The 22,002-nt window shown below is 63.2% G+C and carries 18 protein-coding genes; 12 read left to right on the top strand and 6 right to left on the bottom strand.

Features of this window, described 5'->3' with window-relative positions:
• Positions 1–10 precede the first annotated feature (10 nt).
• Positions 11–883: a thioredoxin gene (gene trxA, locus IHQ43_RS25860; protein WP_192562556.1), complete on the top strand. Its 873-nt coding sequence runs from the start codon at positions 11–13 to the stop codon at positions 881–883.
• Positions 884–887: 4 nt separating this feature from the next.
• Here the strand turns inward: trxA and IHQ43_RS25865 are convergent, their stop codons facing one another.
• Positions 888–1,244 (bottom strand): hypothetical protein, encoded by a 357-nt coding sequence (locus IHQ43_RS25865; protein ID WP_192562557.1) that lies wholly within the window; start codon positions 1,242–1,244, stop codon positions 888–890.
• Between the two features lie 135 nt (positions 1,245–1,379).
• Between IHQ43_RS25865 and IHQ43_RS25870 the strand changes: the two genes are divergently transcribed.
• The 5 genes from IHQ43_RS25870 to IHQ43_RS25890 all read left to right on the top strand — a co-directional run bounded on the left by IHQ43_RS25870 (position 1,380) and on the right by IHQ43_RS25890 (position 5,441).
• A complete protein-coding gene (locus IHQ43_RS25870; protein WP_007955585.1) occupies positions 1,380–1,973 on the top strand; it encodes a DUF2796 domain-containing protein in 594 nt (197 codons plus the stop codon).
• Positions 1,974–1,987: 14 nt separating this feature from the next.
• Complete coding sequence (locus IHQ43_RS25875; protein ID WP_192562558.1) at positions 1,988–2,698, top strand: ABC transporter ATP-binding protein; 711 nt, start codon at positions 1,988–1,990, stop codon at positions 2,696–2,698.
• Position 2,699: 1 nt separating this feature from the next.
• Positions 2,700–3,965, top strand: a complete 1,266-nt coding sequence (locus IHQ43_RS25880; RefSeq protein WP_074691637.1) for an ABC transporter permease — start codon at positions 2,700–2,702, stop codon at positions 3,963–3,965.
• Positions 3,966–3,976: 11 nt separating this feature from the next.
• The gene (locus IHQ43_RS25885) at positions 3,977–4,495 is read left to right on the top strand and encodes a DUF3299 domain-containing protein (RefSeq protein ID WP_064384123.1); all 519 of its coding nucleotides are present in this window, start codon (positions 3,977–3,979) and stop codon (positions 4,493–4,495) included.
• Positions 4,496–4,742: 247 nt separating this feature from the next.
• Complete coding sequence (locus tag IHQ43_RS25890) at positions 4,743–5,441, top strand: OmpW/AlkL family protein (RefSeq protein ID WP_085712330.1); 699 nt, start codon at positions 4,743–4,745, stop codon at positions 5,439–5,441.
• A gap of 190 nt (positions 5,442–5,631) precedes the next feature.
• On the opposite strand, the gene IHQ43_RS25895 is transcribed toward IHQ43_RS25890, so the two are convergent.
• Positions 5,632–6,561 (bottom strand): NAD-dependent epimerase/dehydratase family protein, encoded by a 930-nt coding sequence (locus IHQ43_RS25895; RefSeq protein WP_192562559.1) that lies wholly within the window; start codon positions 6,559–6,561, stop codon positions 5,632–5,634.
• Positions 6,554–7,438, bottom strand: a complete 885-nt coding sequence (locus IHQ43_RS25900; RefSeq protein ID WP_192562560.1) for a sugar nucleotide-binding protein — start codon at positions 7,436–7,438, stop codon at positions 6,554–6,556. The genes IHQ43_RS25895 and IHQ43_RS25900 overlap by 8 nt, the downstream gene beginning before the upstream one ends.
• 267 nt (positions 7,439–7,705) lie before the next feature.
• Between IHQ43_RS25900 and IHQ43_RS25905 the strand changes: the two genes are divergently transcribed.
• Positions 7,706–12,001, top strand: a complete 4,296-nt coding sequence (locus tag IHQ43_RS25905) for a DEAD/DEAH box helicase (protein WP_192562561.1) — start codon at positions 7,706–7,708, stop codon at positions 11,999–12,001.
• A gap of 151 nt (positions 12,002–12,152) precedes the next feature.
• Here IHQ43_RS25905 and IHQ43_RS25910 read toward each other — a convergent pair whose 3' ends face one another.
• A complete protein-coding gene (locus IHQ43_RS25910) occupies positions 12,153–14,258 on the bottom strand; it encodes a mechanosensitive ion channel family protein (protein WP_192562562.1) in 2,106 nt (701 codons plus the stop codon).
• Between the two features lie 330 nt (positions 14,259–14,588).
• Between IHQ43_RS25910 and IHQ43_RS25915 the strand changes: the two genes are divergently transcribed.
• From IHQ43_RS25915 to IHQ43_RS25935, 5 genes are all read left to right on the top strand, one after another.
• A complete protein-coding gene (locus tag IHQ43_RS25915) occupies positions 14,589–15,800 on the top strand; it encodes an MFS transporter (protein ID WP_192562563.1) in 1,212 nt (403 codons plus the stop codon).
• Positions 15,801–15,903: 103 nt separating this feature from the next.
• Positions 15,904–16,830, top strand: coding sequence for a DUF72 domain-containing protein (locus tag IHQ43_RS25920; RefSeq protein ID WP_192562564.1), 927 nt, complete (start codon positions 15,904–15,906; stop codon positions 16,828–16,830).
• A complete protein-coding gene (locus IHQ43_RS25925; RefSeq protein WP_192562565.1) occupies positions 16,827–17,624 on the top strand; it encodes an endonuclease/exonuclease/phosphatase family protein in 798 nt (265 codons plus the stop codon). Before IHQ43_RS25920 ends, IHQ43_RS25925 begins: the two co-directional genes overlap by 4 nt.
• Positions 17,621–18,910, top strand: coding sequence for a cardiolipin synthase ClsB (clsB, locus tag IHQ43_RS25930; RefSeq protein WP_192562566.1), 1,290 nt, complete (start codon positions 17,621–17,623; stop codon positions 18,908–18,910). Before IHQ43_RS25925 ends, clsB begins: the two co-directional genes overlap by 4 nt.
• A complete protein-coding gene (locus IHQ43_RS25935; protein ID WP_192562567.1) occupies positions 18,907–19,893 on the top strand; it encodes a lysylphosphatidylglycerol synthase domain-containing protein in 987 nt (328 codons plus the stop codon). The genes clsB and IHQ43_RS25935 overlap by 4 nt, the downstream gene beginning before the upstream one ends.
• A gap of 112 nt (positions 19,894–20,005) precedes the next feature.
• On the opposite strand, the gene IHQ43_RS25940 is transcribed toward IHQ43_RS25935, so the two are convergent.
• The gene (locus IHQ43_RS25940; RefSeq protein ID WP_192562568.1) at positions 20,006–20,764 is read right to left on the bottom strand and encodes an alpha/beta hydrolase family protein; all 759 of its coding nucleotides are present in this window, start codon (positions 20,762–20,764) and stop codon (positions 20,006–20,008) included.
• Positions 20,754–21,860: a DUF3182 family protein gene (locus IHQ43_RS25945; RefSeq protein WP_192562569.1), complete on the bottom strand. Its 1,107-nt coding sequence runs from the start codon at positions 21,858–21,860 to the stop codon at positions 20,754–20,756. Before IHQ43_RS25945 ends, IHQ43_RS25940 begins: the two co-directional genes overlap by 11 nt.
• Positions 21,861–22,002 lie beyond the last annotated feature (142 nt).

Below are 22,002 nucleotides of genomic sequence, written 5' to 3' on the forward strand. Positions count from 1 at the left end.
GAGATACCCCATGAGTCAGCAAACGCTGTACATCTTCGACGCCACGACGGCCGACTTCGACCAGTCGGTGATCGAGGCTTCCTTTCAAAAACCGGTGCTGGTGGATTTCTGGGCCGAATGGTGTGCGCCGTGCAAGGCGCTGATGCCGATGCTGCAAGGCATCGCCGAGAGCTATCAGGGCGAGTTGCTGCTGGCCAAGGTCAATTGCGATATCGAGCAGGACATCGTCGCCCGCTTCGGCATCCGCAGCCTGCCGACCGTGGTGCTGTTCAAGGACGGTCAACCGGTGGACGGCTTTGCCGGTGCGCAACCGGAATCCGCCGTGCGCGCCCTGCTCGAACCGCATGTGCAGATGCCGGCGCCGTCCGCTGCCGATCCGTTCGAACAGGCTCAGACACTGTTTGACGAGGGCCGCTATGCCGACGCGGAAGCGACACTGGTTACGCTGTTGGGCGTAGACAATACAAACGCCAAGGCGCTGATCCTCTACGCTCGCTGCCTGACCGAACGCGGTGAGCTGGGCGAAGCGCAAACCGTGCTCGACGCGGTCAAGAGCGACGAGCACAAGGCTGCATTGGCCGGCGCCAAGGCACAGATCAAGTTCCTCGGCCTGGCCCGTGACCTGCCGGACGCCGCAGACCTTAAGAGCCGTCTGGCGCAAAACCCGCAGGACGATGAAGCGGTGTATCAACTGGCGATCCAGCAACTGGCCCGTCAGCAATACGAAGCGGCGCTGGACGCGCTGCTCAAGCTGTTCATCCGCAACCGCAGCTATGGCGAAGGCCTGCCGCACAAGACCTTGCTGCAGGTGTTCGAACTGCTGGGCAACGATCACCCGCTGGTGACCGCTTACCGGCGCAAGGTGTTTGCGGCGCTGTACTAAACCCTTACTCGATCCAGCTGTAGAGCGGCGTATCCCCGCCGCTCGCCACCTTCACATCGGGTGAATGACGCAGGCGCACCAGCAAGCGCTTGCCCGCCGCCGCGCTGCCAGTCAGCCCTTCAAGTTGATCCAGCAAATCCGGCCCACTGAGCTGCCCGGCCTTGCGCAACAGATCCCTGGCGAGCTGCCACAACGCGTCATCCTGATTGACCGGTTTCGCCACAGGCGCCGCTGCTGCTTGCGGCTGGGCGGCCTGAACCTGCACGCCAAACGGCGCCCCGAGCCGCGCCCAGTCGCTTTCATCCAGTTCCAGGGTCAAATCCACCGGCAACTCGCCGACGGTTCCGCGTATCCGCAACATAAGCTTCGCTCCCGCACATTTCTGACCTGCATGCTCCCATGGGACTTGTGTAACGCCAAGCGGGCGGGCAAACTCTGCGCACTTTCGTTATAAGATTACATAACAAACTCTTCACTTTACTTCCCGGAGACCGCCATGCGTCGTCTGCTGCTCGCTTTGCCGTTTGCCCTGTTGCCGCTGGCCATCGCCCATGCTGCCGATGAGCATGATCACGACCATGAGCACGGCAGCCTCGGTGCTCACGAACATGGCGTTGGACGTCTGAACGCCGCCCTCGACGGCCAGACCCTGGAGCTGGAGCTGGAAAGCCCGGCGATGAACCTGGTGGGTTTCGAACACGTCGCCACCAGCGATGCCGACAAGGCCAAGGTTGCAGCCGCTCGTGCGCAGCTCGAAAAACCATTGGCGCTGTTCAGCCTGCCGGCCGCCGCCGGTTGCAAGGTCACCAGCCAGGAACTGGAAAGCCCGCTGTTCGGCGACAAGCCGGATGCCGACGACCACGACGAAGAGGAAGCCGGCAAGGACGGTCACGAGCATCATCACGACCACAGTGAAATCCACGCCCACTACCAGTTCAGCTGTGCGGCGCCGGGCGCCTTGAAAACCCTGGATCTGGCGAACCTGTTCAATACCTTCCCGGCCACCCAGAAAATTCAGGTACAACTGATCAGCCCGAGCGGCCAGCAAGGCACGGAAGTGACGGCCAAGGCCGCCGCCCTGAAGTTCTGACACGAAACGGCGCCATGACCCAAGCACTCATCGAACTGTCCGACCTGGGCTTCAACTGGCCCGGTCACCCGCCGCTGCTGGACATCCCGGCGTTTCGTCTGGAAGCCGGCGAAACCCTGTTCCTCAAGGGCCCCAGCGGCAGCGGCAAGACCACTCTGCTCGGCCTGCTCGGCGGGGTGCAGAAACCCGGTCGCGGCAGCATTCGCCTGCTCGGCCAGGAGCTGACCGAACTGGGTGCCGGCGCCCGTGATCGCTTTCGCGTCGATCACACCGGCTACATTTTCCAGCAGTTCAACCTGCTGCCGTTTCTCTCGGTGCGCGAGAACGTCGAGCTGCCCTGCCACTTTTCGAAGCTGCGTGCAGAACGTGCGAGGCAGCGTCATGGCAGTGTCGATCAGGCCGCCGCCACCCTGCTCGCCCATTTGGGTTTGAAGGACGAAAGCATCCTGAGTCGTCGCGCCGATTCGCTGTCGATCGGTCAGCAACAGCGGGTCGCCGCGGCCCGTGCGTTGATCGGCCAGCCGGAGCTGGTGATCGCCGACGAACCGACCTCGGCACTGGATTACGACGCCCGGGAAAACTTCATTCGCCTGCTGTTCGCCGAGTGCCGCGAAGCCGGGTCGAGCCTGTTGTTCGTCAGCCACGACCAGAGCCTGGCGCCGCTGTTCGACCGTCACCTGTCCCTGGCCGAACTCAATCGCGCCGCCACGTCTGCCGAGGTCTGAGATGTATCTGTTCCGTCTGGCCATGGCCAGCCTCGCCAACCGGCGTTTCACTGCCCTGCTCACTGCTTTCGCCATCGCGCTTTCCGTCTGCCTGCTGCTGGCGGTTGAGCGGGTGCGCACCGAAGCCAAGGCCAGTTTTGCCAGCACCATCAGCGGCACCGACCTGATCGTCGGCGCCCGTTCCGGTTCGGTGAACCTGCTGCTGTATTCGGTGTTCCGCATCGGCAACGCCACCAACAACATCCGTTGGGACAGCTTCGAACACTTCGCCAGCAACCCGAAGGTGAAGTGGGCGATCCCGATGTCCCTCGGCGATTCCCATCGCGGCTACCGGGTGATGGGCACCACCGAAGCCTATTTCGAGCATTACCAGTACGGTCGCCAGCAGCATCTCGAACTGGCCGACGGCCGCGCCTTCGCCACCGATCCGTTCGAAGTGGTGCTCGGTGCCGAAGTGGCCGAGGCGCTGCATTACAAACTCGGCGACAAACTGGTGCTGGCTCACGGCGTGGCGGCGATCAGTCTGGTCAAGCACGACGACAAACCATTCACCGTGGTCGGGATTCTCAAGCGCACCGGCACCCCGGTGGACCGCACGCTGCACATCAGCCTCGGCGGCATGGAGGCGATCCACATCGACTGGCACAACGGTGTGCCGGCCCGTGGCAACGGCCGGATCAGCGCCGACCAGGCACGCAACATGGACCTGACGCCGCAAGCGATCACCGCGTTCATGCTCGGCCTCAACAGCAAGATTTCGACTTTCGCATTGCAACGGGAGATCAACGAATTCCGCGGCGAGCCGATGCTGGCGATCCTGCCGGGCGTGGCCTTGCAGGAGTTGTGGAGCCTGATGAGCACCGCTGAAAAAGCGCTGTTCGTGGTCTCACTGTTCGTGGTGCTGACCGGGTTGATCGGCATGCTCACGGCGATTCTCACCAGCCTCAACGAACGCCGCCGCGAGATGGCGATCCTGCGTTCGGTGGGCGCGCGGCCGTGGCACATCGCGAGCCTGCTGGTGCTGGAAGCGTTTGCTCTGGCGCTGACGGGGGTGATCGCCGGGCTGGCGTTGCTGTACCTCGGCATCGCCGCCGCTCAGGGTTATGTGCAGGCCAATTACGGGCTGTATCTGCCGCTGGCGTGGCCAAGCGAGTATGAATGGACGCTGCTCGGTGGCATTCTGGCTGCCGCGCTGCTGATGGGCAGCGTGCCGGCCTGGCGCGCGTATCGCCAATCCTTGGCCGATGGCCTGTCGATCCGTTTATGAGGATGTTCACCATGCCCCGCGCCGTGCTTGCGCTGCTGTTGCTGGTCGCCCTGCCCGTATGGGCGGCGGCACCAAAAGACCTGACCTGGTCGGAGATGATCCCGCCGGACGCGGCGCCCGAAGTGCCGAACATGACGCCGCTGCATGACCTGTCGAAGATGAGCGATGCGCTGTCGGCCGAATCGGCGCCGGCAGCCAAGCAGGACATGCCCAATGCCCCCGTGGTGCAAAGCCTCGACGGTCAGAACATTCGTCTGCCGGGCTACATCGTGCCGCTGGAAGTCAGCGAAGAAGGTCGCACCACGGACTTCCTGCTGGTGCCGTATTTCGGCGCCTGCATCCATGTGCCGCCACCGCCGTCGAACCAGATCGTGCACGTGAAAAGCGAACTCGGCGTGAAGCTCGACGAGCTGTATCAGCCGTACTGGGTGGAGGGACCGTTGCAGGTCAAGCAGTCCACCAGCGAACTGGCCGATGCCGGGTATCAGATGGAAGCGGACAAGATTTATGTGTACGAGCTGCCGGAGTAAATCTGCTGGTTCTTCATTGCTTGTCAGGGCCCTATCGCTGGCAAGCCAGCTCCCACAGGTTTTGTTGGTGATCACAAAATTTGTTAACGACTCGATCACTGTGGGAGCTGGCTTGCCAGCGATGAGGCCATGAAAGTTCCACAAAAATCCGGGGCATCACTGTTTCATTGAGCTGAGTCAAAAGACCGTATCAGACGGATTCGTACCATAGGACATCAAACATTTTTAACGTCCTTTGGGAGCTTCCATGAACAAGTCCTTGCTCAGCGCCTCGCTGTTTGCCCTCGCGCTCGCAGCCCCGCTCGCCCACGCCCACGAAGCCGGCGACATCATCGTTCGTGCCGGTGCGATCACCGTCAACCCGAAGGCCGACAGCTCCAGCGTCAAGGTCGATCAGGGTCCGCTGAGCGGCACCAACCTGGGCGGCAAGGCGACCATGAGCAGCGACACCCAACTGGGTCTGAACTTCGCCTATATGCTGACCAACAACATCGGTATCGAGCTGCTGGCCGCCTCGCCGTTCGAGCATGACGTGAAGATCAAGGGCACTGCCCTGCCAGCGGCCAACGGCAAGCTCGGCACCCTGAAACACCTGCCGCCGACCCTGAGCGTCGTCTACTACCCGCTGGACGCCAAGTCGGCCTTCCAGCCGTACATCGGCGGCGGCATCAACTACACCTGGATCTACGACGAGCACGTCGGCAGCGAAGCCCAGTCCAACGGCTTCAGCAACTTCAAGGCGAAAAATTCCTGGGGCCTGGCCTGGCAGGTTGGCGCCGACTACATGCTGACCGACAACATCATGCTCAACGCCCAGGTGCGCTACATCGACATCGACACCCGCGCCACCGTCGAGAACAACGCCGTGGCTCCGGGCACTCGCGCAAAAGTGAATGTCGATGTCGATCCATTTGTGTACATGGTCGGTCTGGGCTACAAGTTCTAAGCGAGCAATCAAAGAACGTTCACGTGGTGGTGAATGAGGCTTGGTGGCGGGCAGACTCAGAACTGACGGCGATGTTACGCCATCGACCGGGGAGCAAGCTCCCTCGCTACAGGAAACAGGTTTGAAACCCGAATTCCGGCCGTGAAAAAGGCGCCTGTCAAAAGGCGCCTTTTTCATGTCTGCAAGAAGCTCAGCGCCCCAGCAAACGGGCCAGGCCGACGTTCATCGGGGTTGGCGTCGGGCACTTGAACCGCTCAAGCAACCGGCGGTTGTTTGCCCGCGAATGGCGGATGTCACCGGAGCGCGCCGGGCCATAGCTGACGGGCGGCAACTCGCCGACCACCGCTTCGAGCGCGGCCAGCATCTGCTTGAGATTGGTCGCCTGATTCCAGCCGACGTTCACCGCTCCGGCGTCCACTTGCGGCTTCTCGATCGCCTGCACCAGCACGTCGACCAGGTCTTCGACGTACATGAAATCCCGGGTCTGCTCGCCATCGCCGAACACGGTGATCGGCAGGCCTTTCTGCGCGCGTTCGCTGAAGATGCTGATCACCCCGGAGTACGGCGAGGACGGATCCTGACGCGGGCCGAAGATGTTGAAGAAACGGAATATCGCCGGTTCCAGACCGTGCTGGCGGCGGTAGAAATCGAAGTACTGCTCGCCGGCCAGTTTGTCCGACGCATAAGGCGTCAACGGCGCCTTGGGCGTGTCTTCGTCAATCGACTCGCCTTCGCCATTGTTGCCGTAGACGGCTGCGCTGGAGGCGTACAGCACACGTTTGACGCCAGCCTCGCGCATCGCTTCGCAGACGTTCAGCGTGCCGATGAAATTGCTTTGGTGAGTTTTCACCGGATCGTCCACCGACGCCTGCACCGAAGCCACGGCGGCCAAGTGCGCGACCGCGCTGCAACCCTGCATCGCTTGCGCGACCAGAGCGGCGTCGGCCACATCGCCGACGATCAGTTCGACCTTGGGATTGTCCAGCGGCAGATTGCTGCGCTTGCCGGTCGACAGATCATCGAGGATCCGCACCGAATGGCCGTTGGCGAGCAACGCGTCAGTCAGGTGCGAGCCGATGAAACCGGCGCCGCCGGTAATGAGAACAGGGCCTTCAGCCATGACGATAAAACCTATCCAGTAAGCCCGGGAGCGCGGCACGCCAGGCGCGCGGCTTGATCCCGAAGGTGTGCAGAATTTTCTTGCAGGCGAGCACCGCGTGTTGCGGTTCTTCGGCGGCATCCGGCCGCGCGGCGTGGGCCTGGGCGGTCGGCGCTTCGATGGCCAGCGGGTGCAGGCCGCGCGCTTCGGTGAGAATCGCCTGGCCCAGCGCCAGCGGCGTGGTCGCCTCGTGGCCGGCGTAGTGGTAAGTGCCCCACAGCGGCGCGGCGCAATCGAGTTGTTTGAGCACCGAGATGATCACCCGCGCCGCATCGTCGACCGGGGTCGGATTGCCACGGCGGTCATCGGCCAGCAGCAATTCTTCCGGTTGTTCGGCACGGGCCAGGAAGCGCCCGAGGGTGCCTTCCGGGCTGTCGTCGAGCAGCCAGCCAAAGCGCAACAGCACGTGTTGCGGGCAAGTGGCACGTACGCTCTGCTCGATCCGCCACAAGGCCTGACCGCGCAGGCCCAACGGCACTGGCTCGTCCTTTTCGCTGTAGGCGGTGGCGCGGGAACCGTCGAACACCCGATAACTGGACGGCTGCACCAGCACGATGTTGTGGTGCTGGCACAGTTCGGCCAGTCGCTCGATGGCGCGTTCTTGCCCGGCCAGACGGCTTTCGCTGACGGTCTCGGCCTGGAACCAGTCGAAATAGTAGGCAAGATTGATCAATGCATCGGGACGGGTGTCGTCGAGCAATTGGGTCAGGCTCGCGGCATCCCAGCCGTCTTCGGGCGGGCGGGGGGCGAGGAAACCGATGTCTTCCTCTGCACCGAGGCGAATCAGCGCCTGCCCAAGGGCATTTCCGCCGCCCAGTAACATAAGGCGCATTCGCATAGAGTCAGCAGGCCCAGTCTGATTGGAACGATGGCTTTGGCGACGATGCCCGTGGCAGCGTCGTCGATAATTGCCGGAATCGTTGCATTTTGCGGGTTTAGTGCGCAACCGTCACCCGTAAAGTGTAGATGCCAGGGATTTGTGCCACAGGTTCTGTGCTCACTGCGGTCCTGTGGGAGCGGGCTTGCCCGCGATGGGGCCTTGGAAATCACTGAAGATCCCCAGTGGTACTTGCATCTTCAGGCGCCCACCCGCATAACCATAGCCATGAATCTGCCCCTCCCCAAGGACGCGGCCCTGGCAGGCTTCCACCCCGCCGTCAGCGCCTGGTTCAGCAGCACATTCCCGACGGTGACCGCCGCCCAGGCCCGCGCATGGCCGTTGATCCGCCAGCGCCGCTCGACGCTGATCGCCGCGCCCACCGGCTCCGGCAAGACCCTCACCGCGTTCCTCGCGGTGCTCGACGAGCTGGTCCACCGTGGCCTGGAAATCCCGGACGGTCTGCCGGACGAAACCCTGGTGGTCTACGTTTCGCCGCTCAAGGCGCTGTCCAACGACATCCGCATCAACCTGCAGAATCCGCTGGCGGGGATTACCGACCAGTTACGCCAAATGGACCTGCCGGCGCTGGAAATCACCACCGCCGTGCGCACCGGCGACACCCCGCAGAAAGACCGCGCCGCCATGCGCAAGAGCGCACCGCATATTCTGGTGACCACCCCGGAATCGCTCTACGTGCTGCTCGGCTCGGAATCCGGGCGAAAAATGCTCGGCACCACGCGCACGGTGATCGTCGACGAGATCCACGCCATCGCCGCCGGCAAACGCGGCAGTCACCTGGCCTTGAGCCTCGAACGCTTGCAGGCGCTGTGTCCTGAACCACTGACCCGCATCGGTCTGTCGGCCACGCAGAAACCGATCGATGCGGTCGCGCGGTTTCTGGTCGGCCATGAGCGCCCGTGCGAAATCATCGACATCGGCCACGCGCGCCCACGGGATCTGGGCATCGAAGTGCCGCCGGTGCCGTTGTCGGCAGTGATGGCCAATGACGTATGGGAACTGGTCTACGACCGCCTCGCCACACTGGCCCGGGAACACCGCACCACGCTGATTTTCGTCAACACTCGACGTCTGGCCGAACGCCTGAGTCGCCACCTGAGCGAACGCCTCGGCAAACACGCGGTGGCCGCGCACCACGGCAGTCTGGCCAAGGAGTTTCGCCTCGACGCCGAGCAGCGGCTCAAACGTGGCGAGCTGCAAGTGCTGATCGCCACCGCGTCACTGGAACTGGGGATCGACATCGGCGAAGTCGACCTTGTCTGTCAGATAGCATCACCGCGTTCGATTGCCGGTTTTCTGCAACGGGTCGGTCGTTCCGGACACCAGGTCGGCGGCACGCCCAAGGGGCGCCTGTTCGCCACCTCCCGCGACGACCTGATCGAATGCGCCGCCCTGCTCGACTGCGTGCGCCGGGGTGAACTCGATATGCTGCACATCCCCCAAGCGCCGCTGGATGTGCTGGCGCAGCAGATCATCGCCGAGGTCAGTTGCCAGGAATGGGCCGAAGACGATTTGCTCGCGCTGTTCCGCCGGGCCGAGCCCTACGCCCGCCTCGACGAAACACATTATCAGGCGCTGCTGGGCATGCTCGCAGAAGGCTACAACGGCCGTCAGGGCATCCGCAGCGCTTATCTGCACCGCGACGCCGTGAGCCGGACCCTGCGCGGGCGACGCGGTGCACGGCTGACCGCCGTCACCAGCGGCGGCACCATCCCCGACAACGCCGACTACAGCGTATTGCTCGAACCCCAGGGCCTGAACATCGGCAGCGTCAACGAAGACTTCGCCGTGGAAAGTATCGCCGGCGACGTGTTTCAGCTCGGCAACGCCTCCTACCGCATCCTGCGGGTAGAAACCGGCAAGGTACGGGTCGAGGACGCCCAGGGTCAGCCGCCGACCATCCCGTTCTGGCTCGGCGAAGCACCGGGACGCAGCGATGAGTTGTCTGCGGCCGTGGCGCGCCTGCACGCGCAGCTCGATCAATTGCTCAGCGCCAGCCCCGGCAACTTGCAACCGCCCCTCGACTGGCTGAGCGACACCCTCGGCCTGAACCTGGCCAGCGCCGAACAGCTGGTGGATTACCTGGCCCGCGCCCGCCTCGCCCTCGGCGCCTTGCCGTCGCGGGACACGCTGCTGATGGAGCGGTTTTTCGACGAGTCCGGCGGCACCCAGCTGATCATTCATTCGCCGTTCGGCAGCCGAATCAATCGCGCCTGGGGCCTGGCCCTGCGCAAGCGTTTCTGCCGCACCTTCAACTTCGAATTGCAGGCCGCCGCCAGCGAGGACGCGATCGTGCTGTCGCTGTCCACCAGCCACAGTTTCGAACTCGATGAAGTCTGGCGTTACCTGCACAGCAACAGCGCCGAGCACATCCTGATTCAAGCGGTGCTGGATGCGCCGCTGTTCGGTGTGCGCTGGCGCTGGAATGCCGGCGTGGCACTGGCCTTGCCGCGCTACACCGGCGGGCGCAAGGTCGCGCCGCAATTGCAGCGGATGAAAAGCGAAGACCTGATCGCCAGCGTGTTTCCCGATCAGATCGCCTGCCTGGAAAATCTCGCCGGCGAACGGGAAATTCCCGAGCATCCGCTAGTGGAACAGACCCTCGACGATTGCCTGCACGAGGCGATGGACAGTGAAGGCTGGCTCGAACTCCTGCGGCGCATGGAGCGCGGCGAAGTGCGCCTGATCGCCCGTGACCTGCCGGCGCCCTCGCCGCTGGCGGCGGAAATCCTCAGCGCCCGCCCCTATACCTTTCTCGACGATGCGCCGCTGGAGGAACGTCGCACCCAGGCCGTGCTCAACCGCCGCTGGAGCGACCCGCAATCCACCGATGACCTCGGTGCGCTGGACGCCGATGCGATCAACGCCGTGCGCGAAGAGGCCTGGCCGATGCCGAACAGCGCCGATGAGATGCATGAAGCGCTGATGAGCCTGGCCTGCATCAGCGACGGCGAAGTCGAGGCCAATCCGCAGTGGCGCGATTGGCTGAATGCCTTGGCCGAAACCGGGCGAGCCTGCCGATTGCAGATCGATCCCGAGCACTCACTGTGGCTGGCGCGGGAACGCCTGACCTGTCTGCAAGCGCTTTATCCACAGGCGCAGTCGGCACTGCCCGCGTTACCCGGTTTCGACGAAACATGGGCAGCCGATGACGCACTGATCGAAGTGATCCGCGCGCGGCTCGGCGCATTCGGTCCGCAACCGCTGGTGGCGATTGCCGAACCGCTGGCCCTGATGCCGGCCTCTGTTCATCAAGCCCTCGCTCATCTGGAGCGCGAGGGGTATGTGCTGCGCGGCCAGTTCACGCCGGGGTCGACTGTCGAGGAATGGTGCGAACGCCATCTGCTGGCGCGAATTCATCGCTATACGGTCAAGCGTCTGCGCCGTGAAATCGAGCCGGTGGCGTTGCAGGATTTCATGCGGTTTCTGTTCGACTGGCAGCACTTGTCCCCGTTCACCCGTGGTCAGGGCAGCGGTGTGTTGCCGGCGATTGTCGGTCAGTTCGAAGGCTACCCGGCTGCCGCTTCGGCGTGGGACAGCGACCTCCTTCCCGCGCGGCTCAAGGACTATTCACCGAGCTGGCTGGACGATCTGTGCCGCAGCGGAAAACTCGTGTGGACGCGACTCAGCGCCCGACAAAACATCAGCGGAACGGCATTGCGCAGCACGCCGATCGTGTTGCTGCCGCGCAGTCAGGTCGGCTTATGGAGTGCACTGGCCGAGCAGACGCCGGTCAGTGAACTGTCGCCCAAGACCCGCAAGGTTTTCGACGCACTGAGCCAGCACGGCGCGCTGTTTTTCGATGAGCTGATTCATGAAGCGCACCTGCTGCGCACCGAGCTGGAAATCGCCTTGCAGGAACTGGTCGGCGCCGGACTGGTGAATGCCGACAGCTTCGCCGGATTGCGAGCGCTGATCACCCCGGCGAGCAAGCGCCAGCAACGCAGCAGTCGGCGCGGGCGCGGAGCGTTTGTCGGTGGCATGGACGATGCCGGGCGCTGGGCGTTATTGCGTCGCGGGCCGGTTGAGGAAAACCGTCAAACGCCGTCGCCCGAAACCCTCGAACACGTCGCCATGACCTTGTTGCGCCGCTATGGCGTGGTGTTCTGGCGCCTGCTGGAACGCGAGGCCGATTGGCTGCCGAGTTGGCGCGAACTATTGCGCACATTCCATCGACTGGAAGCACGGGGCGAGATTCGTGGCGGGCGGTTTGTCAGCGGTCTGGCGGGCGAACAATTCGCCCTGCCCGAGGCGATTCCGCTGTTGCGCGAAGTCCGCCGTCGCCCCCATGACGGCAGCCTGATCGCGGTGTGCGGCGTCGACCCGCTGAACCTCGCCGGCACCTTGTTACCCGGGGCGAAAGTGCCGGCGCTGGCGAGCAATCGACTGGTGTATCGCGACGGATTGCCGGCCGCTGCCGAGATTGCCGGCAAGCAACAATTCTGGGTGGAGCTGGATCAGGTTTCCATGGAGCAGGTGCGCAGTAAACTGATCCGGCATTGATGCCGCCAGGCCTGGCCCCATCGCGGGCAAGCCCGCTCCCACAGTAATTGGGCGGTGCCTGCTATTTCGGCATCACACAGAGCCCTGTGGGAGCGGGCTTGGTCCGGGCGGCGATCCGACGAAGAGGCCGGCACATGCACGACAAGAACTTCTATTGAGTCGGCGATTGCTCCGGCAACACCACCGACGAATGCACCGACGCCACCTCTTCTTCCTGGCGCTTGGGCAACAAAACCTGCTGTGGATAAGTCTGCGCGAAATGCACCCACGGGCTGTTATCCACAAGCTTTTTCAGGCGCTGGTTGAACGCACGGCTCACCGCATATTGCCCGCCCGACACCGTGCGAAATTGCGCGGTCAGCACCACGCCGTTCAGGTCCATCCTGTCCACACCAAATACATCCAGCGGCCCTTGCAGGTTGTACTTGAGGAACGGGTCTTCGCGGATCGAATCCCCCGCCTCGCGAATCAGTTCGATGGCCTTGTCGACATCGGTGTCGTAGGTGAACTGCACCGAGAAAAACGCGAACGCAAACTGCCGCGACTGGTTGGTCACAGCCTTGATCTGACCGAACGGCACCGAGTGCACGAAGCCCTTGCCGTCGCGCAGGCGCAGGGTGCGAATGGTCAGGCCTTCGACCGTGCCGGCGTGCCCGGAATCGAGCACCACCCAATCGCCGATCGACAGGGTGTCTTCGATGATGATGAACAACCCGGTGATCACGTCCTGCACCAGTTGCTGCGAGCCGAAACCGATGGCCAGGCCGACCACCCCGGCACCGGCCAGCAGCGGTGCGACGTTGATCCCGAGATTGGCCATGGTGGTGATCGCGCAGATCACCACCAGGATGATTTTGATCGCGTTGCGCAACAGCGGCAGGATGGTTTTCACCCGGGTGCTGGGCTGGCGCGCCGAGCGTTTGCTGACCGGCGGTTTCAGTGCCTCCTGAATCGCCGTGTCGAGCACCACCCACAGCAGCCACGTCACGAGGAAGATCAGGCCGATGCTGCTCAGGGCATTGCTGATCGCCCGACCGACCGTGCTGCTCTGCGCGAAGTCGAGCAGCGACACGCCCCAGATTCGTCCGAGAATGTCGATGAACGCAATCGCGATGACGATCCGCAGCAACGCGTGTAACAGGCTGAGAAAGCGTTCCTTGTAGGCACTGCTGCGCTGGATCGCCTCGGCCCTGCGCGACTTGAACAGGTGTTGCAGCACGGTGCTCAGAAACACCGTGCCGATCAACAGCACCGTGGTGAACAACGCGCAGCGCAGGGCTTTCTGGTTGTCCTCGCCGATGCCGATCAGATTGACCGCCGAGACCAGCACCATCAGCACGATCGGCCAGTACCAGAGCCCGGAGAAAATCCGCAGCGACTCCTGCAGCGACGGCTGTTTCAACCGCTGGGCCAGCGGGCGATTGCGGATCAGATGTGCCACCGGCCGGCGCAGGCGAATCACCAGCAGGCCGAAGATGATCGACGCCAGCAGACCGGTGAACACCGCGATGCTGCTGGTGATATTGCCGCCCAGTTGCCGGGCGATCTGCGGGCTGGTCAGGGCGTCACTCAACGCGGCGAGAAAGCCGATCAGGAACAGCGGTTTCGGGCAGTAGTCGCGGATGATCTGCACGGCGCGGCGCTTGTGGCCGACGTTGAACATCACCACCACGCACAACAGCATCGACGTGGAAAATATCCCGCTGCTCGTGGCGTAGGCAAAACACAGCGCCAGCGCCCGGCCGACCGAGGCCGACAGAAAATGGCTGACGTACAGGGTCAGCGGCAGGCAGATCAGCGCGGGCAGCGTGTAGGGCAACAGGTAACCGAGCAGGTCCTGACTGCGCTGGCGAGTGCGCAGCCAGCGCCCTTCGCGCAGACGTTTGCCCATTACGCTGCCGAGCACCGTCAACACGGCAAACGTGCCCAGCCACACGCCGGAGAGCATCAGGAAATCCCCCGCCACGCTCCAGCCGGAGCGATTCGAAGGTTGATTGACCAGCCTGTCGACTTCATCCGCCGCCCGGTCGGCGCGCAGGCGCCAGGCGTCGACCAGATGCTCGTTCAGATCGAGTTTGTCCTGTACGTCGTCGATGCCGGAACTGATGGCGCCGAGCAGACCGCCCTGCACGATGGGCTCCGGTTTGGCCGGCTCTTCACTGGCCGCCGGAACGCCCGGCAGGCTGGCGGCTTGCACTGCATTGCCGCTGAACAACAGCAATGCCCCCAATAGAATCGCGATCCTGAACCTGGTCAAAACGCAGAGCTCCCTTGGTTGAACCTGTAAGGAACTGATCGGTTTTGGCTTGGCAAGTTCGGTTTTGATCGTTCCCACGCCCACTCCCCCTCACTGATCGTTCCCACGCTCTGCGTGGGAATGCCTCCCTGGACGCTCTGCGTCCGCTCTTTGAGACGCGGAGCGTCTCTGGCTGCATTCCCACGCAGAGCGTGGGAACGATCACCTTACGATCAGCGTAAGGGCTGATATTTGCGTGGCACGCAAATATCAAATGCCCACCCCTGTATTTTTCCACCCCCACCAAACCCCGAAACTGCGTTCCATTCAATCCCCCACCGGAGTGCCGTCATGCCCATTGCCCTGCTCGCGCTGACCCTCAGCGCTTTCGCCATCGGGACGACCGAGTTCGTCATCGTTGGTCTGCTTCCCACCATCGGCGCCGATCTCGGCGTCAGCCTGCCGTCCGCCGGTCTGCTGGTCAGTCTGTATGCCCTGGGCGTAGCCATCGGTGCACCCGTGCTGACCGCCCTCACCGGCAAAGTCCCGCGCAAACTGTTGCTGCTGTCGCTGATGGTGCTGTTCACCCTCGGCAACCTGCTGGCCTGGCTGGCGCCAAGTTATGAATCGCTGGTGCTGGCGCGGATCGTCACGGGTCTGGCCCATGGCGTGTTCTTCTCCATCGGTTCGACCATCGCCACCAGCCTGGTGCCCAAGGAAAAAGCCGCCAGTGCCATTGCGATCATGTTCACCGGCCTGACCGTGGCACTTGTCACTGGCGTGCCGCTGGGCACGTTCATCGGTCAGCATTTCGGCTGGCGTGAAACCTTCCTCGCGGTGTCGGCACTCGGCGTGATCGCGTTCATCGGCAGCCTGCTTTACGTGCCGAACAACATTGCCCACAGCAAACCGGCTTCGCTGTTGCAGCAATTGCAGGTGCTCAAGCAACCGCGTCTGCTGCTGGTGTACGCCATGACGGCCATCGGTTACGGCGGCTCGTTCATCGCCTTCACATTCCTGGCACCGATCCTTCAGGACATCTCCAGCTTCAGCGCCGGCACCGTCAGCCTGGTGTTGCTGGTGTACGGCGTGTCGGTGGCCGTCGGCAACATCTGGGGCGGCAAACTGGCGGACAAACGCGGGCCGATCAGCGCGCTGAAAATCATCTTCGCCCTGCTCGCCGCCGTGTTGTTCGTGCTCACCTTCACCGCTGGCAACCCATGGCTGGCGCTGGCCACCGTGCTGGTCTGGGGCGCAGTCGCCTTCGGCAACGTGCCGGGCTTGCAGGTGTATGTGGTGCGTCAGGCTGAACATCACACACCGCACGCCGTGGACGTCGCATCGGGCCTGAACATTGCCGCGTTCAACCTCGGGATTGCCGGTGGCGCGTGGGGTGGCGGTTTGATCGTCGAGCACATCGGCCTGATTCACACTGCATGGATCGGCGGACTGGTGGTGCTGGTGGCGCTGGCCCTGACGGCATGGAGCGGTCGCCTCGATCGCCTGGGCCCGGTGTACGCCGAACCCGCCGAAGGCTCCGCCCGAATCGTCACCGGGCACTGATCCGGCGCAGCCCGACCGTCCGTAATCCCGTCGAAACTTTCCCGAACCGCCCGCAGTCATCCACAGACAGAGGCCGTACGGGGACTTTCGACGGGAGGGCGGCATGGCAACGATTCATATCGGTATTTCAGGCTGGCGTTACGCCCCGTGGCGCGGGGACTTTTACCCGAAGGGGCTGGCGCAGAAACGCGAATTGCAGTTCGCCTCACGGGCGGTCAACAGCATCGAAATCAACGGATCGTTCTACGCCCTGCAACGGCCCGAACGCTATGCCCAGTGGTATGCCGAAACGCCGGATGACTTCGTGTTCAGCATCAAGGCGCCCCGCTTCATCACCCACATCCGCCGCCTGCGCGATATCGAAAAACCCCTGGCCAATTTCTTCGCCTCCGGGGTACTGGAGCTGAAGGAAAAATTCGGCCCAGTCCTCTGGCAATTCCCGCCCAACTTCACGTTCGACCCCGAGCGTTTCGAAGCCTTTCTCGATCAGTTGCCCCACGACACCCAGGCCGCCGCCGACCTCGCTCGCCAGCACGACTCACACCTGCACGGCCACGCGAGCATGAAGGCCTACGGCAAAAAACCGCTGCGCCATGCCGTGGAAATCCGCAACGACAGTTTCATCGACCCCGACTTCGTGCGCCTGCTCAAACGCTACAACACCGCGCTGGTGATCGCCGACACCGCCGGGAAATGGCCGTACCGCGAAGACCTGACCAGCGATTTCGTCTACCTGCGCCTGCACGGTGCCGAGGAGCTTTACGCCAGTGGCTACACCCGCGCCGCCCTGCAACGCTGGGCCGAACGGATTGACGACTGGCACCATGGCCGACAACCGGGCGACGCCCATTTGATCGCGCCGCGCCTGAAGCCTCGGGCGCGCAAATCCCGCGAGGTATTCTGCTACTTCGACAATGACATCAAGGTCCGCGCGCCTTTCGATGCCCGCAGCCTGTTGCAGCGTTTCGACCTGGATAAAAACCTCGAAACCATGCCCGGTGAGCCGGCCGCCGATGGGGTACTCGCATGAGCATTTCCGAGCCGGTCGGCTTTACCGACGAACAGACCACGGTCATCACCACGGTGCGCCGTTTCACCGTGCTGACGGTCAACACCCACAAGGGCTTCACCGCACTGAATCGGCGTTTCATCCTGCCGGAATTGCGTGAAGCGGTGCGCAGCGTGTCCGCCGACGTGGTGTTTCTTCAGGAAGTCCACGGCACCCACGAGCACCATCCCAAACGTTACGACAACTGGCCGACGATGCCGCAGTACGAGTTTCTCGCCGACAGCCTCTGGCCGCAGTTCGCCTACGGACGCAATGCGGTGTACCCGGACGGCGATCACGGCAATGCAGTGCTGTCGAAATTCCAGATCGTGCGCCATGACAACCTCGACGTTTCGATCAGCGGCCACGAAAACCGCGGCCTGCTGCACTGCGTGCTGCGCCTGCCGGGAGACGACCGTGAAGTGCATGCGATCTGCGTCCATCTGGGCCTGCGCGAAAGCCATCGCAACGATCAACTGGGCCTGCTGCGAGAACGCCTTTGCGGGCTGCCCAGTGACGCGCCGGTGATCGTCGCCGGCGATTTCAACGACTGGCGCCAGCGCGCCGATGCGTTGCTTGAACCCTGTGGCCTGCGTGAAGTGTTTGCAGCGCATCACGGCAAACCGGCGCGCAGCTTTCCCGCGCGCATGCCGCTGCTGCGCCTGGACCGCATCTACGTACGCAACCTCAAGGCCAGTCAGCCAAAAGTGCTGGCGAACCGTCCCTGGTCACACCTTTCCGACCACGCACCGCTATCGGTGGAGATTGAACTATGAGCAGTGCACCGTTGGAGAAATCCGCTGTGGAGCCGGTCAGCATCACCACCCCGCCCGTGCGCGAGCCGGGCACCGTCGATGTCGAATACCGCTGGCAGGGCAACAACCGGCTCGAGCTGCTGGAAAATGGCGAGGAATATTTCCCCCGGGTGTTCGAAGCGATGCGCGCGGCGAAAAGCGAAATCCTGCTGGAGACCTTCATCGTCTTCGAAGACAAGGTCGGCAAGGAATTGCAGGAGATCCTGATCGATGCCGCCCGGCGTGGCGTGCGCACCACCGTCAGCCTCGACGGCTTCGGTTGCGGCGAACTGAGCACCGGTTATCTGACCGCGCTGAGCGATGCCGGCGTGCATTTGCAAATCTTCGATCCGGCCCCCAAACGCCTGGGCATTCGCACCAACTGGTTCCGCCGTTTGCACCGCAAGATCGTGGTGGTCGACGGGCTGATCGCGTTCATCGGCGGGATCAATTTTTCCGGCGATCACCTGGCCGATTTCGGCCCCGAAGCGAAGCAGGATTATTCGGTGGAAGTTCAGGGCCCGGCCGTGGCCGACATCCATCATTTCGCCCTGCTGCAAAGCGGCCGCCCGGGACGCGCAAGGTTCTGGTGGCAACGGCGCCGGCAGCGTCGCGCCGAGATGGCGTTCGATGATCACGACGGTCAGGTGCGCCTGGTGTTCCGCGACAACGACCGGCACAACACCGATATCGAAGACGTTTATTTGCAGGTGCTGCGCCGCGCCCAACGGCGGGTGGTGATCGCCAACGCCTACTTTTTTCCCGGCTATCGCCTGCTGCGCGAAATTCGCAACGCGGCCCGGCGCGGGGTCGAGGTGCGGCTGATTCTGCAGGGGCAGCCGGACATGCTGGTGGCCAAACTCGCCGCGCGCATGACCTACGACTACCTGCTCAAGGCCGGGGTGCAGATTCACGAATATTGCGAGCGGCCACTGCACGGCAAGGTGGCGCTGGTGGACGAGGAATGGAGCACCGTCGGCTCAAGCAATCTCGACCCGTTGAGCCTGTCGCTGAACCTGGAAGCCAACGTGCTGATTCGCGACCGCGACTTCAATCGTCACTTGTTCGAACGCCTCGAAGATCTGAGCCACAACCATTGCAAGGCGATGGACGCCGCGAAGTCGCCGCGCGGGCGGATCTGGCACATGACCGTGGGCTTTCTGGTGTTTCACTTCCTGCGGCATTTCCCGGCGATGGCCGGCTGGCTGCCGGCGCACAAGCCACGGCTCAAACCCTTTACCCATGCCGCCGGGAGCGATCCTTCATGAGCCATTCCGAAGCCCACGCGGCGGTGCATCCGACACCGGCGAGCAAGTCTCGCTGGAGCCGCTGGAAACGACCGCTGACCCTGCTGTTCTTTCTCGCACTGATCGTTTTGCTGACGATGTTCGCCAGTCGTATCGAATGGGCCGAAGTGCTGCAAACCCTCGCCGATTTCAAGGTACGCACGCTGATCATCGCCTCCAGCCTGACCCTGCTGAGCTTTCTGGTATACGCCAGTTTCGACCTGATCGGCCGCACCTACATCCGCCAGGACCTGACCTGGAAACAGATCCTGCCGGTGGGCGTCATCAGCTACGCGTTCAATCTCAACTTGAGCGCGTGGGTCGGCGGGATCGCCATGCGCTATCGCCTGTATTCGCGGCTCGGGGTGAGCAAAAGCAACATCGCCAAGATCCTCGGCCTGAGCCTGGCGACCAACTGGTTCGGCTACATGACCATCGCCGGCGTGGTGTTCAGCAGCGGGCTGGTCACCATGCCGCCAGGCTGGAAAGTCAGCAGCGATGCGTTGCAGGGCATTGGCGTGTTGCTGCTGTTGGTGAGTGTCGGTTATCTGGTCGCCTGCCAGTTTTCCCGGCGTCGCGAGTGGTCGATTCGCGGAGTGGAAATCAACCTGCCGTCGCTGCGTATGGCGATCCTGCAATTGCTGCTCGGGGCGTTGAACTGGTCGCTGATGGCGGCGGTGATTTTCACCTTGCTGCCGAGCAAGCTCGACTACCCGCTGGTGCTCGGGGTGTTGTTGATCAGCGCGATTGCCGGCGTCATCACCCACATTCCCGCCGGGCTCGGCGTGCTGGAAGCGGTGTTCGTGGCGCTGCTGCAACACGAGGCTTCCCGGGGCAGTCTGGTGGCGGGGCTGCTGGCGTATCGGGCGATCTATTTTTTGCTGCCGCTGTTGATCACGGTGGTGATGTATCTGGTGGTGGAAGCCAAAGCCAAGGCGTTGCGGATCGAGAAGAAACCCAAATGATCCTCATCGCCTGACAGCACGACTTCGCGAGCAAGCTCGCTCCCACAGGAGTACGCATTCCATTGGTGGGAGCGAGCTTGCTCGCGAAAGCGCCGGCAAGGCCGAAGCAGACTCATGTCGACTGAATGATGCTCAACCGCTCACCCACCACCATCTCGGTGATCCAGTCGACCAGGATCGAGGTGTAGGCCTGCTGCGAGGTCGGGTCGCTCAGGGCGTGGTCGGCGCCGTCGATGATGCGGTGGGTCAGCGAATGGGTCTGTTGGCATGCGGCGCGGTAACTCATGATGGTCGCGTGGGGCACGTAGTCATCGGTTTCCGATTGCACCAGCAGCACGTCACCGGTGAATTGCGAGCAGGCGTGCAAGGCGCGGTTGCTGTCGGCGCGCACCAGAGTGCCGCGATAATCGCGCAGGTCGGCCTTGTCCAGATCGCGTTTGGGCGTGTGCCATTGTTCGTCGCGGTACAGCGCCGGCACCCGCAACGCCAGCCAGCGCACCGGGCGCAGCGAGGTCAGGATCGAGGCGAGATAACCGCCATAGCTGGTGCCCACCACCGCAATGGCCGAGGTGTCCAGCGCCGGATGGGCGAGCAGCCGGTCGTAGGCCGCCAGCAAGTCACGCAGGTTGTCTTCGCGGGTGACCCGGCTCAGCGGTATGCCGGTGCCGCCGGTGTGCCCGCGCAGGTCAAACGTCAGGCACACGCAACCCAGGCCGGCGATACCTTTGGCCCGCTCCAGATCCCGCTCCTGACTGCCGCCCCAGCCGTGCACGAACAACACGCCGGGGACTTTCGATTTGGGGCTGAGGAACGTCCCGCTCATCTGTTCATCATCAATGTCGATTTGAATGCTTTCACTTCTAGCCGTCATAGGATTTGACCGTTACGTATTTGAGGAGAAAGTCGCTGTTCTCGGCCGGCCCGCGATACACCTCGATGGCATCCGCCGGCAGGGACTTATCGGTATAGGTTTCCACCGACGACACGCGGATCGCGCGCATCGAAGGATCGTTGACGAAGCTTTGCAACGCCGCGACTTCCGCGCTGCTGGCGCCGCCCATGCGCCAGGACTGTTCGAGCACGCCACTGCGGGATCGGCCTTCGCTGTCCAGGCCCTGGGCGATGTCGTAATTGCGCCGCGAGGCATAGAAGCGCGGATAGGCTTCGTCCGCCGCCCGGTCGAACACCTGCGCCTGCTGGATCGCCAGACGCACGTCGTCGGGCAGATCCAGCGCCAGCAGATCCTCGTAACCGCCCTGCACCACCAGCAGGTTCGAGCCGCCGTAGACGTCTTCGCCGTGGGCGTCCTTGGTCAAGTATTGATCACCGCAGTAACTCAGCACCCGATCGCCGATGAACGACTGGCCGACGCTGTGGGTAACCACCTGACTCAAGTCCTGCTCCAGCACCACGCCATCGCTGAACAGTTCTCCGGCCTCGGGTCGGGCGAGAATTTCGTCGAATGCATCGAGGCTCTTGATCACTTCCTGCCCACGCCCGGCACAGGCGTGAATCGGCTTGATCCGGATCGGTCCGCTGTACAACAGATGTTCGGCGGCGGGCCTGGCATCTTCCAGCGCGAAGACGCTGAGCCCGTCCAGCACCACGGTGCGCACTCGTTCGGAAAACAGCGGCGACCAGCCTTGCGGCGCATGAGCCTGATGGCTGCGCAAACCGTGGCTGATGGCTTTGGTGCAGATGAAATCGTGCTCGACGAAACCGCCCCACAGATCGGCCGGGCCGCTCACACCCAGTTCGCGGGCCGCCGCGCCGACGAGGGTCTGGGTCGGCAGCAGGTAAATATCCCGGCCGCGATGTTTTTCGGCGTCGTAACTGCCGCCGAACTTGAGGCCGAGGATCTGCGCCAGCCATCGCGCGAGGGCTTTGTTGGTCTGCACTTCATGTTGTGGCGCGCCGGGTCGAACCGAGTGGGCGACGACCACTTTCCTACGGGATGTCGCGGTCATGCGTCCCCCTTCCAGCGGCGAGATGAATGTAGGTCAGAGGGTGCAGAGATCAGGCCAAACGGTGGTGGATAGAAAAAGTGCTTGGCATCAGTAGATTAAGGGATAGGTGATGGCATCACGCCCGTCGCGTTTTGCACGACGG

The organism is Pseudomonas gozinkensis (assembly GCF_014863585.1).
GTDB classification, from domain to species: domain Bacteria; phylum Pseudomonadota; class Gammaproteobacteria; order Pseudomonadales; family Pseudomonadaceae; genus Aquipseudomonas; species Aquipseudomonas gozinkensis.

What these genes read in the sequence shown, in the direction of transcription:
- clsB (WP_192562566.1), top strand. Translation starts at nt 17,621, where the DNA reads ATGAGCAGTGCACCGTTGGAGAAATCCGCTGTGGAGCCGGTCAGCATC.
- IHQ43_RS25870 (WP_007955585.1), top strand. Translation starts at nt 1,380, where the DNA reads ATGCGTCGTCTGCTGCTCGCTTTGCCGTTTGCCCTGTTGCCGCTGGCC.
- IHQ43_RS25940 (WP_192562568.1), bottom strand. Translation starts at nt 20,764, where the DNA reads ATGACGGCTAGAAGTGAAAGCATTCAAATCGACATTGATGATGAACAG.
- IHQ43_RS25875 (WP_192562558.1), top strand. Translation starts at nt 1,988, where the DNA reads ATGACCCAAGCACTCATCGAACTGTCCGACCTGGGCTTCAACTGGCCC.
- IHQ43_RS25920 (WP_192562564.1), top strand. Translation starts at nt 15,904, where the DNA reads ATGGCAACGATTCATATCGGTATTTCAGGCTGGCGTTACGCCCCGTGG.
- IHQ43_RS25915 (WP_192562563.1), top strand. Translation starts at nt 14,589, where the DNA reads ATGCCCATTGCCCTGCTCGCGCTGACCCTCAGCGCTTTCGCCATCGGG.
- IHQ43_RS25880 (WP_074691637.1), top strand. Translation starts at nt 2,700, where the DNA reads ATGTATCTGTTCCGTCTGGCCATGGCCAGCCTCGCCAACCGGCGTTTC.
- IHQ43_RS25905 (WP_192562561.1), top strand. Translation starts at nt 7,706, where the DNA reads ATGAATCTGCCCCTCCCCAAGGACGCGGCCCTGGCAGGCTTCCACCCC.
- IHQ43_RS25865 (WP_192562557.1), bottom strand. Translation starts at nt 1,244, where the DNA reads ATGTTGCGGATACGCGGAACCGTCGGCGAGTTGCCGGTGGATTTGACC.
- IHQ43_RS25895 (WP_192562559.1), bottom strand. Translation starts at nt 6,561, where the DNA reads ATGGCTGAAGGCCCTGTTCTCATTACCGGCGGCGCCGGTTTCATCGGC.
- IHQ43_RS25890 (WP_085712330.1), top strand. Translation starts at nt 4,743, where the DNA reads ATGAACAAGTCCTTGCTCAGCGCCTCGCTGTTTGCCCTCGCGCTCGCA.
- IHQ43_RS25935 (WP_192562567.1), top strand. Translation starts at nt 18,907, where the DNA reads ATGAGCCATTCCGAAGCCCACGCGGCGGTGCATCCGACACCGGCGAGC.
- IHQ43_RS25900 (WP_192562560.1), bottom strand. Translation starts at nt 7,438, where the DNA reads ATGCGAATGCGCCTTATGTTACTGGGCGGCGGAAATGCCCTTGGGCAG.
- IHQ43_RS25925 (WP_192562565.1), top strand. Translation starts at nt 16,827, where the DNA reads ATGAGCATTTCCGAGCCGGTCGGCTTTACCGACGAACAGACCACGGTC.
- IHQ43_RS25945 (WP_192562569.1), bottom strand. Translation starts at nt 21,860, where the DNA reads ATGACCGCGACATCCCGTAGGAAAGTGGTCGTCGCCCACTCGGTTCGA.
- IHQ43_RS25885 (WP_064384123.1), top strand. Translation starts at nt 3,977, where the DNA reads ATGCCCCGCGCCGTGCTTGCGCTGCTGTTGCTGGTCGCCCTGCCCGTA.
- trxA (WP_192562556.1), top strand. Translation starts at nt 11, where the DNA reads ATGAGTCAGCAAACGCTGTACATCTTCGACGCCACGACGGCCGACTTC.